This is a genomic window from Methanolobus profundi, assembly GCF_900114835.1.
GTDB lineage: Archaea > Halobacteriota > Methanosarcinia > Methanosarcinales > Methanosarcinaceae > Methanolobus > Methanolobus profundi.
Map to the genome: position 1 here is coordinate 308,989 of NZ_FOUJ01000002.1, position 13,651 is coordinate 322,639.

Annotated in this window: 10 protein-coding genes and 1 tRNA gene; 3 read left to right on the forward strand and 8 right to left on the reverse strand. The window is 43.5% G+C overall.

Annotated features, from left to right (window positions below; genetic code table 11):
- On the forward strand, positions 1-744 hold the full coding sequence (locus BM008_RS06780; protein WP_091935182.1) for an MBL fold metallo-hydrolase: 744 nt from the start codon (positions 1-3) through the stop codon (positions 742-744).
- Positions 745-748: 4 nt separating this feature from the next.
- On the opposite strand, the gene BM008_RS06785 is transcribed toward BM008_RS06780, so the two are convergent.
- The 3 genes from BM008_RS06785 to BM008_RS06795 all read right to left on the reverse strand — a co-directional run bounded on the left by BM008_RS06785 (position 749) and on the right by BM008_RS06795 (position 3,469).
- A complete protein-coding gene (locus BM008_RS06785) occupies positions 749-1,663 on the reverse strand; it encodes a DUF5803 family protein (protein ID WP_091935184.1) in 915 nt (304 codons plus the stop codon).
- Positions 1,664-1,772: 109 nt separating this feature from the next.
- Positions 1,773-2,564 (reverse strand): ABC transporter permease, encoded by a 792-nt coding sequence (locus tag BM008_RS06790; RefSeq protein ID WP_091935187.1) that lies wholly within the window; start codon positions 2,562-2,564, stop codon positions 1,773-1,775.
- Positions 2,561-3,469, reverse strand: a complete 909-nt coding sequence (locus tag BM008_RS06795; protein WP_177188010.1) for an ABC transporter ATP-binding protein — start codon at positions 3,467-3,469, stop codon at positions 2,561-2,563. The genes BM008_RS06790 and BM008_RS06795 overlap by 4 nt, the downstream gene beginning before the upstream one ends.
- A gap of 131 nt (positions 3,470-3,600) precedes the next feature.
- Here BM008_RS06795 and BM008_RS06800 point away from each other — a divergent pair, with 131 nt between their 5' ends.
- A complete protein-coding gene (locus BM008_RS06800; RefSeq protein ID WP_091935193.1) occupies positions 3,601-4,008 on the forward strand; it encodes a fasciclin domain-containing protein in 408 nt (135 codons plus the stop codon).
- Between the two features lie 111 nt (positions 4,009-4,119).
- Here BM008_RS06800 and BM008_RS06805 read toward each other — a convergent pair whose 3' ends face one another.
- The 5 genes from BM008_RS06805 to BM008_RS06825 all read right to left on the reverse strand — a co-directional run bounded on the left by BM008_RS06805 (position 4,120) and on the right by BM008_RS06825 (position 12,886).
- Complete coding sequence (locus BM008_RS06805; RefSeq protein ID WP_143072300.1) at positions 4,120-9,351, reverse strand: PGF-pre-PGF domain-containing protein; 5,232 nt, start codon at positions 9,349-9,351, stop codon at positions 4,120-4,122.
- 426 nt (positions 9,352-9,777) lie between these two features.
- A tRNA-Pro gene (locus BM008_RS06810) sits at positions 9,778-9,855 on the reverse strand.
- Between the two features lie 97 nt (positions 9,856-9,952).
- Positions 9,953-11,278 carry a PQQ-binding-like beta-propeller repeat protein gene (locus BM008_RS06815; protein WP_091935199.1) on the reverse strand — a complete coding sequence of 442 codons (1,326 nt, stop codon included), beginning with the start codon at positions 11,276-11,278 and terminating at the stop codon, positions 9,953-9,955.
- A 173-nt stretch (positions 11,279-11,451) separates the two neighbouring features.
- Positions 11,452-12,195: a 3,4-dihydroxy-2-butanone-4-phosphate synthase gene (gene ribB, locus BM008_RS06820; protein WP_394328915.1), complete on the reverse strand. Its 744-nt coding sequence runs from the start codon at positions 12,193-12,195 to the stop codon at positions 11,452-11,454.
- Positions 12,196-12,214: 19 nt separating this feature from the next.
- On the reverse strand, positions 12,215-12,886 hold the full coding sequence (locus BM008_RS06825; protein WP_091935201.1) for a winged helix-turn-helix domain-containing protein/riboflavin kinase: 672 nt from the start codon (positions 12,884-12,886) through the stop codon (positions 12,215-12,217).
- 210 nt (positions 12,887-13,096) lie between these two features.
- On the opposite strand from BM008_RS06825, the gene BM008_RS06830 reads away from it, so the two are divergent.
- Positions 13,097-13,642 (forward strand): RDD family protein, encoded by a 546-nt coding sequence (locus BM008_RS06830; protein WP_091935204.1) that lies wholly within the window; start codon positions 13,097-13,099, stop codon positions 13,640-13,642.
- Positions 13,643-13,651: the final 9 nt, after the last annotated feature.

A 13,651-nucleotide genomic window follows, 5' to 3' on the forward strand; every position in this document is an offset into this window, starting at 1 on the left:
ATGAAGATCACACTTCTTGGAACAGGAGATGCCACCGGAACTCCTGTTATCGGCTGTAATTGTCCCACATGCCAGGATGCTCACAAAGGTGGTAAAAGCCAGCGTACAAGGTTTGCTATCCTTGTGGAATCATCTGAAGGGACAGTACTCATAGATTCAGGGCCTGATCTTCGATACCAGTTACTCAAACAGGGAACAAAGCACATTGATGGTGTTATCTGGACACACGGCCATTACGACCATTTTGCAGGTTTTGCTGAATTCCACAGGGTCCAGTACAATGTAGATGTCTACGGACTGCCTGAAACCCTTGAATACATCCTTGATTACCTTCATTTCCTTCGTCCAAAGATGCACAAGCAGGAAATGTATGAACCATTCGAGCTTATAGGACTTGAATTCACTCTTTTCGAAGTTATCCATCCACCTGTAAAAAGGTCAATTGGGGTTATGATAAAAGATGGAGATACTAAAGTTGTGATCACCGGAGACACTCAAAGGGATATTCCAAAAAAGAGCATCGAGATGATCATGGAACCGGACCTTCTCATTGCAGATGCTATTGTTCCGCCTACAGTAGAAGTAAAAAAGCACATGAACACCGAGGAAGCCAGCGACCTTGCCAGGGAAATAAAAGCAAAAGAAGTGGTTTTCACCCACCTCAGTCATTTCTTCAAACCACATGAAGAAGCCATCAAGGAATACCCATTGGGTTATGATGGAATGGTATTCGAATACCCTTGAATTATCAATCCTTTCCTTTCTTTTTAGGCACAGTTACCTGACTTTCGATATCCTTCCTGATACTTTCCAGTCTCTTCTTTTCTCTCCTGTACCTAGAATAAACGAACAGTGCGATAAGACCAAGGATCGTTGCTGCAATTGAAAGATCCCTTGGAGCATTTTCTGTGTAGAACTTTGCAGTGATCAGCTTTGGTATCGGGTCGATCTCTTCCTCATCTTCCTGTGAATACCTGCCAAGCATGCTCAGGAAGCCGCTTGTTGTCACCTCGTTCTTCCACACGAGATTCTCACGGTCCATATCATCATAGTATATCTCATCAGGAGATGGTTTGACCTTTCCTACCAGGGAATTACCTGTGGTGTACCCTTCCGGCAGTACGAAACGAACAACTGACGGTGGTGTTGTGATATACATGAAGTCCTGTCCCGCTGGCGTTGACATTGTGTAGGCTACAAACCCAGTGATCGGCTCTTCGAATGTGATGAATACATGCTTCTGCCCGCTAATAACATCATCAGACACGGTATAATTGATATCTGATGCTTCTTCTCTAACAGAAAGAGCTGCAAATACTTCCTTTGTTGGCTCGGTCTGGTTGGCCAGATCCCCGAGTATTACGATATTTGCCACAGGTTCGGTCTGTGAAGTGCTCAGGTCTTCCAATGGAATAATATCGATCACAGTCTCGTTCTCAATGATCGAAACAACCTTTGCAGAGCCGTTCTTCGAAAGATAGAACGTATGAGTAGGGATGAACGCATCCTCTTCATAACTATTGTTGAGGAAAACATCGAACTCATATGCAGATAATTCCTGCAGGGTGACCTCATTGTCCACTGGTACAAGATCATCTATACAGCCGCCTGCAAACACAACCAGACCCAGAATACACAGCATGAGGAAAAAGTATCTTTTCATTGCTACACCAATCGACCATCTGTTTTATCAAACTATCGTCACGCATAATATAATAATATATCAGTATCGATGCACCCTGAAAGACAAAAATGTATGACTTCTGGCTGCCTCAGACCACCAATCTCTTCTTCATCAGGTTTATCGAAAGTACCAGAAGGATCGCAGTTACCACCAGAACCCATGCAACATCGAAAAGTATGGATGTACTAAGCACTCCGAATGAAAGCAACCTTATGACATTCACGATATGTGTCAGAGGCAGGAAAGCAATTGCAAAATACTGAATTGGAACAGGAAGTGCGCTGAGCGGGAAGAACGTTCCACTGAAAAGGAACATCGGAGTAATGAACAACAGTACCGGATAATTGATGGACATGATATTTGGAGTGACAGCAGTGAAGCACATGCCTATGGCTGCAAATAGCAGACCACCTAGGAATGCGAAAGGAATTATCAGAAGTGAATATTTCATGTCGATCAGTCCGAAAAGAGCTATAACCGGGATCATCACAGTGGCGTTTATCATGCTCCTTGTGGCACCCCACATAAGTTCACCTGCTATGACATCTTCAATAGTGAGAGGGGTTGCGATTATCGCATCGAATGTCTTCTGATAGTACATCCTGACGTAGGAGCTGTAACTGCACTCAAAAAATGAAGCATACATCACTGACACCGCTATCAGTGCAGGTGCTATGAACTTTGCATAAGGGACACCGTCGATGCTCTCCACGAACTTCCCGAGACCAAAACCAAGAGCTATCAGGTACAATATGGGTTCAAGGAAAGGAGGAAGGAAGTTCAGTTTTATGTCCTTCATGAAAACATCCTTGTTCCTCTGCCAGACCTTATAGGATCTGGAACTAACAGAAGGTATCCTGAAGTGATCCACCAGCTTCATTCTCTCAGACTCCTTCCGGTCAGTTTCAGGAATACGTCCTCAAGGGTTGCCGGTCTTGCACTTATCTTCGTAAGGGAACATTCCATGAGCAGATACTCGGAAAGTTCCATGGCATTGTCAGGATAGATATGTACCATATCTCCGATTATCTCGTAGTTGGCATCCCTTTCCCGCAGACATTCCAGAAGTTGCGGGTTATTCTCTGCCTCTATGATATTCGAACCAATGAACTCCTCTATCACACCAGCAGGACTTCCTTCGACCAGGATCTTACCATTGTCCATCACCACCAGCCTGTCACAGAGTTTCTCCACCTCATCAAGATAATGTGAGGTCAGGACTATGGTCACACCCTGCTTTTTAAGACTTCGAAGCTTTTCCCATATAAGATGACGTGCCTGCGGGTCGAGTCCAACTGTTGGTTCATCGAGTATCAGAAGACGTGGACGATTTATCAGCGCCCTTGCAAGAACAAGTCTGCGTTTCATTCCACCGGACAGGCTCTCTGTCATCACATCCTTCTTCTCCTGAAGATGAACAAAATCCAGTAATTCCTCTACTCTTCTTTCAGCCTCATCCTTCGGAATATCGAAGTACCGTGAATATACAAGTAGATTCTCATAGACAGTGAAATCACCATCAAGATTGTTCTCCTGTGGAACTACACCCATCTGGGATTTTATCTCCCGCTGCCTGCTGGCTACATCCATGCCCAATACATCAAGACTACCGCCTGATACCGGAGAAACGCATTGTATCATCCGCATGGTAGTTGTCTTACCTGCCCCGTTGGGACCAAGAAAACCGAACACTTCACCTTCATCAATGCTGAAGCTTATGTTGTTGACCGCCAGCAGGGATTTGAATGACTTCTGCAGGTCCTTTGCTACAATTATTGGAACTATTAGAGACCACCTTTAAGAAAGTTGGAAAGACTTGGTATTAATGATTACGACTGGGACTGGGTTTTGTGCATTGTATGCAAACAGTATTTTAACAATGAAAGATATAGAGCTATATTACGGGAGTATCAAAGATGACCGAAGTAAAGGATCTGATAACAACAGCAAAAGAGAAGGGTTCTTTTCCAACCCTTATGAAAGCGGCAGAGAAGCTCAAGCTCGTCAACAAATACAGCAACGAAGGTCCGTTCACCATCTTTGCACCGGTGGAGTCGGCTTTTGAGCCTATACCTGACGAGGTCATCGATGAATCATTTGATGACCATGGCTACCTTCTGGGAATAATCAATTATCACATCGTTGAAGGAAAATACACCACAAAAGAACTTGCCGAGCTCACAGAACTTGAGACGATCAGCGGTAACAAACTAAAGATTGCTGTGAAGAATGGGATCAAGGTCGATACTGCAAATATCATTGAAGCTGATATTGAATGTAGCAATGGAATCATCCATGCTATTGATGAGATATTGATCCCGTAACCACAACACAATACAGAACATACACAATATTCAAAGAATAAGTAGAACGGATAATATTGTGTTGACCCTTTTTTGATCAAAAAATAAAAAAGAAATGAAGGTTTTAAACCTTCATTCATTCCTGTTCTTTGGACGCAACAAAGCTGCTACCAGAGAAACACCAAGAATTCCGAATATCATTTCAAATCCTGGTGTGTCAGGTGTTTCTTCTTCCACAGGCATTTCATCAGTATCATCTGCCATCTCACCTGTACCTGTCGTACTATCCTCTGAGGTTACATAGGTCTCTTCGCTGTCCGAACGGGTGCTTATTGCAAATGTAGAGAATCCCGGTGTCTTAGCAACATAGTACACGTATTCACCATCATCATCTGAAACAGATGTCTCAAGCTGCTCCCAGGCGCTTCCTGCATAGTGAGAAAGTACGACATCGTCTGTTGATATTCCATTCTGCTCAAGCCATGTCTTCTCTACCTTGAAGGTAATGGTGGCTCCTGCAATGTTCTCAGCATCGATATCACTTACTTCGATGTTCAGGTAACTGTGAACCTTGCCCGGTGCAGCGCCCGGAATATTGTCAGGCTTTGAGTCAAGTTTCTGTACGGATACGGATATCTTTGCAACTTCCACATCGGACTCCACTTCAACTCCTGTAACCTCTGTCTTTGTCAGCTCCACAGAGATGACCTTCACAGGTTCGCCAAGTATCTTGCCGGTAGATTCCTGAGTTACGATCTTAGCTCCCTCATAAGTGCTTCTGGCATTATTGAGGATCTCCCGGGTCACAGATGAACCACCGTCAGAACTGCTTCCTGGATCGGAGCTTGGTGCTGAAGGACCGGTGTATGAAAGACTTGTGTTGGTGACCGCGTTACTTGCATTATCCGTTGCGATAACTGTCACGGTATTTGCTCCATAAGCTGCGGATATGGTTCCGTTCCATATGTCACTGCCCTGATCCACAAGAGATGTTCCGGCTGCAGTAACGCTCTTTATGCCGCTTCCACTGTCAGATACATTCACAGTGACCTCGATACTTTCGCCATATGATGTCGGTGTCTCGGTGCTAAGTGTCAGATTATTGAATACAGGGTCGGTGTTGTCAATTATCACTTCAAAAGTTGCTGATGCACTGTTATTGACATTACCTGCCTGATCCGTTGCTGTCACATTGAGCAGATATGTACCATCGGCTCCTGCGATCACAACACTGTCATTCACCCAGTAGTCGGTGGATGAGACACGATCCAGTATCACAGAGCTATATGCACTTATGCTGCTCACATTATCGACCGACATGGCAGTGGAAACACCTGAAAGACTGCCGTCAGAGACTGTTGCATTGAGTGTCAGGACAGAGCCATTGTTAACTGCTGTATAACCTGTCGGATATTCGGTCTGAGCAGCGGAGATCAATGGTTCGGTGTTGTCTATCTTGATAGTAAGGTTCACCGAGTCATTCACATTGCTTGCATTGTCATAGGCCACTACAGTAAGGTTCAGCGTTCCCTCTGCAGATGCTGCAATTATGAGCGAGTCATTGAACCAGTAGTTACCTCCTGCATGTTCAAGGATCGCCAGTGATGAAGCATTCACAAGAGAAACATTGACAGTAGCATTATTGACACCTGTTCCGGAATCGATTATAGTAGCATTGAGGTCAAGGGTGTCACCATCCATGAACCACTGGGAACCCGTAGGGGAAACCGGAGTTACAGTTGGTCCTACATTGTCGATAACAACTGATATGGAACCACTGGAGTTCATATTGGTTGCGTTATCGGATGCCCTTACTGGCAGGATGACCGTTCCTGAACTCGAATTGTTAACGATAACAGAGAGTGTATAGTCATCGCCACCTGCTGCAGTGAAGGATTCCCAGGAAAGGGAACTGTTAAGACCCGATGCATTGACCTCTACAGAAGAAGCATTGATACCGGAGAGGACATCGGTAACAGTTACGTTCAGTACAACAGTACCGCCATCACTGACGGCATTCATGCCAGCCTGATAAACAGCTTCAGTATTGGTGAACACTGGAGCAGTGTTGTCTACTTTCACTGAAAGATTGACACTGGTATTCACATTACTGAGATTGTCAGAGGAACTGACAGTGAGGTTGATAGTCCCTTCGTTTGATGTCAAGATCGTAAGTGAGCTGTTGGTCCAGTAATCACCAACGGAATTGGTCAGGATCGCAGTACTGGTGGCTGAAGCATCAGAGGTATCCACAGTTACACTACCCATTCCGGCAGAGCCAACATCGGTACTGGATACGTTGATGTCAAGGGTAGAGCCATTGATAAGCCAACTGGTACCATCAGGAGAGATACCAGTAACCAGTGGTGCGGAATTATCAAGGACCACTGAAATGCTCTGACTGGTATTGACATTGGTGGCATTGTCAGAGACACTTACCGGCAGAAGAACAGTTCCGGTGCTGGAATTGTCAACGAGAACAGATAATGTGAAGTTGTCACCACCTGCTGAACTGAGTGTTTCCCACGTTAGGGAACTGTTAAGACCGGAGACATTGACCTGCACTGAAGAGGAATTGATACCTGAAAGGGTTTCAGTTGCACTGAGGTTCAAAAGAACTGTGCCACCACTGTTTACTACGGAATAACCGGACGGATAAGAAGCAACTGCATTGCTCACTATAGGAGCGGTGTTGTCGATCTTAATTGTAAGGTTCACCGAGCTGTTCAGGTTGCTTGCGTTGTCATAGGCCAGCACAGGAAGACCAATAGTTCCTTCGGAAGATGCAACGATCGTAAGTGAACTATTGACCCAGCTGTCACCTGCAATGTTGTCAAGTATTGCAAATGTCGAGGCATTCACAGCAGAGACATTCACAGTAGCATTCTTTACACCTGATGTTAGATCGTTAATGGTGGCGTTCAGGTCAAGTGTATCACCATCCCTGAACCATTGGGAGCCTATTGGGGAAACTGCGACCACGGATGGACCGTCATTGTCGATGACAACTGATATGGAACCACTGGAGTTCATATTGGTTGCGTTATCGGATGCCCTTACTGGTAGGATGACTGTCCCTGAACTTGAATTGTTAACGATAACAGAGAGTGTGTAGTCATCACCACCTGCTGCAGTGAAAGATTCCCAATCAAGTGAACTGTTAAGACCGGAAGCATTGACCTCTAAAGAAGAAGCATTGATGCCGGAGAGGACATCGGTCACAGTTACGTTCAGTACAACAGTACCGCCATCACTGACAGCATTCATACCAGCCTGATAAACAGCTTCGGTATTGGTGAATACTGGAGCAGTATTGTCTACCTGCACTGAAAGATTGACACTGGTATTCACATTACTGAGATTATCAGAGGAACTGACAGTGAGGTTGATAGTTCCTTCGTTTGATGTCAAGATCGTAAGTGAGCTGTTGGTCCAGTAATCACCAACGGAATTGGTCAGGATCGCAGTACTGGTGGCTGAAGCATCAGAGGTATCCACAGTCACACTGCCCATTCCAGCAGAACCGACATCGGTACTGGATACGTTGATGTCAAGGGTAGAGCCATTGATAAGCCAGCCGGTACCATCAGGAGAGATACCGATGACCAGTGGTGCGGAATTATCAAGGACCACTGAGATTGTCTGGCTGGTGTTGACATTGGTAGCATTGTCAGAGACACTTACCGGCACAAGAACAGTTCCGGTGCTGGAATTGTCAACGATAACAGATAATGTGAAGTTGTCACCACCTGCTGAGCTGAGTGTTTCCCATGTGAGGGAACTGTTAAGACCGGAGACATTGACCTGCACCGAAGAAGCGTTCAAACCAGATGTTGCATCGGTTGCTGTGAGGTTCAAAAGAACTGTACCACCACTGTTAACTGCGGAATAACCGGATGGATAAGAGACGACTGCATTGTTCACTACCGGAGCGGTGTTGTCAACATTCAATGTCAGATTTACACTATTATTAGTATTGCTTGCATTGTCTACGGCAGTTACCACCAGATCAATGTTTCCTTCTGAAGGAGCAGCAACGGTAAGTGAACTGTTGGTCCAGTAGTCACCGGCAGAATTGGTAAGTATAGCTGTTGCACTTGCATTGACAGATGACACATCAACTGTCACACTGCTTATGTTACTTGCATTTGAACCGCCGAGGTCAACCGCACTGACATTCAAAGTTATCGCAGAACCGTTGTTGACCCATGGGTCCGAGATAACCGGGGATATTGCAGTAACAGCAGGTGCCACATTGTCCACCCATACATTGAAACTGACACTGTTGTTCACATTGCTCACGTTATCTGTGGCCGTAACAGGCACAGCAACGGAACCCTGTGTACTGGTACCTATAATAATCGTATCATTTATCCAGTATCCGCCAGATGATGATAGGGATACCGAACCTAAAGAGTCATTCACATTGCTTCCATCGACAGAGACAGAGAGAATACCAGAGCCTGAGCCATCATCTACAGTGGCGTTCAAAGTGATAGTTGTCCCATTGTTGACCCATGAAGGAGTATCTCCGAATGTGTTCAACGTGACCGTTGGTTCGGTGTTATCTACCCAGACAGTAAAATTGACACTGTTGTTCACATGGGATACATTATCATATGAAGTGATAGGCAGGTCATGCTGACCATCGGCAGCATTTACCATGAATGAACTGTTGATCCAGTAATTGGAGAATAGGTCAAGGTTGATCACTCCGGCACTTGCATTAACAGAAGTGATGTCAACAGTTGCATTCTTGACACCTGAGGCTGAATCGGTAATTGATGCATTGAAATAAAGAGTTGTACCGTTCTTTACCCACGTCTGAGGAGATTGTGTGTAATTCACGGCAGTTACTGATGGTTCACCCTCGATGGTCAGATAGATAGTTACATCGGATGGTGTTGCACTTGTATTAAGATTGAAGGAATAGGTCGTGTTGGTAAGGGAACCCCACGTGTATGTAAGGTTCGCACCATGTAAGTTCATGGAAAAATCAATTCCTGCAGGAACTATTATGTTGCTCCCGTTAGAGATCGTCAATACGTTGCCACTGAAAGACACATTATCAGCAGAGACGTTCTCAAAACCTGTAAGATCATAATTGGAGGCACTTGAATTATCAAAAGTTATGCCTGTTGGGAAAGTTAGATTCAATGATGTGATAGACACACTGTCATTTGCAGTGAAGTTCAAAGACGAGTTTATCGAATGTTCTGTTATGTTCGAACCATAGTCTGTCTTTACACCATTCCCGGAAATGGCTATAGCACCACTTGCCGAGATAACTGAAAATAAAACAATAATTAGAACTATTCCTAATAGTAAGAACAGTTTATTGCGCTTAGCTTGCTCTTTTATCAAATATACCCTCTCCGTCAATTTAAAAAACGTACTTTATACTCATTACATATTATTGCATAGATTATTACAAATGCTATCCACAAGTGATAGTTTAAGTATCAATAGACTTCTGATACAAATATTTCAACAATTGTATATATGATGCATAGTATATGTAAGTTCTTAATTGTTGCACAAATCATGACCATTAGCCATTATTACACCCAAAATAGAAAGATACAAATTGATATGATGAGAAGATCTGCAACCAGATGACGCTTCTGGAGCGCGAGAAGAGGTATGACACTACGTGTAATACCTCATGGATCAAGTGAACAGAGAAGTTGGTGGGACTGCGGAGATCTGCAACCCAGATGACGCTTCTGGAGCGCGAGAAGAGGTATGACACTACGTGTAATACCTCATGGATCAAGTGAACAGAGAAGTTGGTGGGACTGCGGAGATTTGAACTCCAGTCGCTAGACCCCCAGCCTAACAGGATGGACCAGGCTACCCTACAGTCCCGCAGGATTGTTGTAAAATAGACATTACAGTATTTTAGTGTTTCCGAGAACAGGATCTATGTTCTAAAAAAAGGAACAGGGAATATCCCTGTTTTAATTCACAGACGTTTCCTTAGAGCAAAGAATGATAGACCAATGCTTGCCAGAGTTACGGTGAGGGAAAGCGGACTTTTTTCTTCAGTTGTTTGAGAAGAGGTTTCATCTTCTGTGACTTCCTCCTCCTGTAGTTCCGGATCAGTATAGAGGACTATAAGACCATCTTTTTCATTGACCTCATAAGAACGTTCATCTCCTGCAGCTACATAGAGTCCATTGGAACCTGCAATTGAATTAAAAGATGAGGAATAATATCCATCGTATGTTTGATTCCATATCTCTTCACCATCTCCATCTATTTTCAGTAATACAGCATCATACCTATCAACTCCGAAAGAAGCAGTCACTGATCCATCCGGGACCTGACCCACAGCTCCACCTACAATGTAATTGTCATCAGTATCTGACATGATGGAATTAAAAGATGAGTCTGAGCCTTCAAAGTACCTTTTTTCCCATAAGATAGTACCATTTGAATCTGTTTTTACAATAATCCCATTAAAAAGGGATTCACCGTATAGCTTGCTTTTACCTACAGCAATATACTCCCCACCGGAAGTGACAAACACCGATGACAAAACATCTATATCCACATCACCAAAGGTCCTGTTCCATAATTCATCACCATTGGAATCTACTTTTACCAGCCACCCATCTGTCAGTCTGCTTGAACTATAGGACAACGTGTTTCCAGCCATAATAAAACCCCCATCAGGCGTTTCTTTAACTGACTGGAAATTATCATAATTGTAAAGTCCACCTAACCCAAAGGTCTTTGACCATTCTTCAACACCTTCAGAATCTGTTTTCAATATCATTGCAAGTGGTGACCATGCGTTATAGATTCCCACAAGGACAAAACCTTCATCAGAAGTTTGTTGAGCTGAGTAGGCAAAAGAGTACGAACCATCAAAGAAAGTTTTGTTCCATAGTTCATCACCATTTTGATCAACTTTGACCATCCATGCAGATACACCAGATGGACTATATGAGAAAGTATTTCCTACTGCAACATAGCCACCATCTTTGACATCTATAATTTCAGTAAATTGGTCAGCTTGCTCTCCTCCGAACACTGAACTCCAGATAAGAGTACCATTTGGACCAATATTATACAAAAAAGCGTCATTATCAGTATTTATAGCACTGATACCCATTGTTCCTGCAACAAGATAGTTTCCTGACCCTGTTATCATAACATTGGATACATAGTTATCATCTTCTTCGTCGAATGTCATATTCCACTGTTCTTCCAGTGGACCATTTGTCGAAGCACATACTGTCCCGGTTACGAAAGAAAGTAACAGGAGAAATAGAAGTGAACTCATTTTTAAAATATATCTAATAATACCACCACGTAAGCAACATGCATTGCAAATAATTTACAGTGGCTGCTAAAAGTTCACGCAGTTAATAAACATTTCTAAATGATCTTGCATAGTTGCCACTATGTCCAAAAAGAAAAAAAAAGATCAACTAGAAAAAGAGAAAAATATTGCTCTCATTGAGAGCTCAGCCAGATATCATAAGCCTCGACGACTTCCTCACCTTCTACAAAGACAAGGTCATTGTCCTTACCATACTGCTTAGCATCGGTCTTTTCAAGAGCTCTGCCATTCTCATCATCCAGCATCTCGCATACTACCATTACAGGAGTGATGCCTGCGATCTTCGCCAGAGCAATAGAAAGTTCTGTTTGTCCCATGCGTTCATGGACAAGTCCCTTTGCAGCACGGAGGGTTGCAACATGCCCTGGAGTTCTGAACTCACTGCCGAAATGTACCTCTTCACCTGCGAGGGTCCTGTCAACGATCTCACCAAGCTTGTTGATGGTAAGTGCTCTGTCGTTGTCTGGAATACCGGTACGTGTGTCCCTGTGATTTACCCAGATAGAGAAAGATGAACGTGAATCGTATTTGAGGTCTCCACCCTTTTCCACGATCTTGTGGAGTGCTGTACTGCACTGGGTAGCTTCCCTCATTACATCTGCCATGAAAGGAAGACCAAGTTCTTCAGAAGCTTCGGAATCAAGAGCTACACAGATCAGTCCGCCTGCATCCTTGCGCATCCACCTGACATCCTCAGGTGTCACAGCGTTTGCAGCGATAGTGAAATCAGTCTCAGCCTCACGACCTTCGAGATCGAAAAGCAGGATCATCTCACCTCTCTGGAGAGCCTTGATCGCCTTCTGTATATTCTTACTGTATGCTTTTGCACTTGAATCCATATTATCACATTCACTCATCACTGATACTTCCCGATCATCACTTGCATTTTTGTGGGTTCTTCACCACTATCTTCACTTCGTCACCATCGTTTAGCTTGAGAACTTCACGCAGTTTTACTGGTGCGATTATCTCAAGGAGGTCTGCCGGATAATGTGTCCTGTCCGGTATGATGACTGCACTCTTTATGCCTTCGATCTCAATATGATAGCATTTCCCACCACCGAAACTTCGCTCTCCATCATTGAAACCGTGGATGATAAGAGGTTCCATGAAGTCCATGTTGTCACGTATTTGAGCACTCTCATCGTTGAGACGAACATTGAGCGTTCCGGGGAATGGGTTGAAATCGAGCTTGTCCCTGAACTGGGACATGTAACCGTCCTTTGCAATGTAATACTGTCCTTCTCCAAGACCTGTTATGACCTCTCCGTAGAGTTCAAGGTCAAGATGGTCCTTGCAGAATATCTGCTGATAGTCAGCATACTCATTTTTGAGAAGCCCTACACCTGCTTCCGTGAGGTGAACCATCTGTCCACCTGCTACGAGTTGTCTTGAGATGTAACCATCTTCCTCAAGCTGTTTGAGCACCCTTGCAGCGGTCTTGGAACTGGCGGATATGTGATGCATGAACTCTGTTGAAGATATCTTCAGAGGCTTACCTATCGCACCGAGCAGTGCCAGTTTCTTGAGGGACTTTGTTGTGTACATTGACCTACCACTTCAATCTCATATTTGAGTAGAATCTCATATTTGAGCAGAGAGTAAATAAAGGTTTTGATACTGGAATAATGATGGTAGCTTTTGTTTTGTTCATCAGATCTAAGATCATATTAAAGTATTACACTCTGATGCAAAATAAAAATGAATTACAAATAAAAATTTTAAAGTAGATGCACGCCATTTAGTTGACGTGGTTTGATGTATAGCTATTGTCCTGAATGTGAAGAACAAAATGAAGAATCTGCAACAGAGTGCAAAAACTGCGACCCGGAACAAAAAATAGAGTCTTCAATGCAACCTGATCAATCAATGTATGCAGGTTTTGGGAGAAGGACTGTTGCTTTTATTATAGACGAGGTTTTATTGACAATGATCGGTTTTATGATCATTGCTTTCATTGCACCTATTGTATGTGACATAACTCCTCCTTATTATGAATTATATAAAGACTTGTTTAACTGGATCGACCTATTGTTTTATGTAATTGACATTGTTCTTACTTTGTTCTATTTTGCGCTTATGGAAAGTTCAGTCGGTCAGGCCACTTTTGGAAAAGATGTAATGGGCATTATAGTGACAGACCTGGAAGGAAATAGGATCTCTTTTGCAAAAGCCTTCATGAGACATATTAGTAAATTAATTACAACATTAGCTTATGGAATCGGATACCTGACAATCATTTTCTCCAAAAAGAGACAGGGACTATACGATATGATGGTTGGAACGGTTGTTGTGTATAGATAATAGAATAGT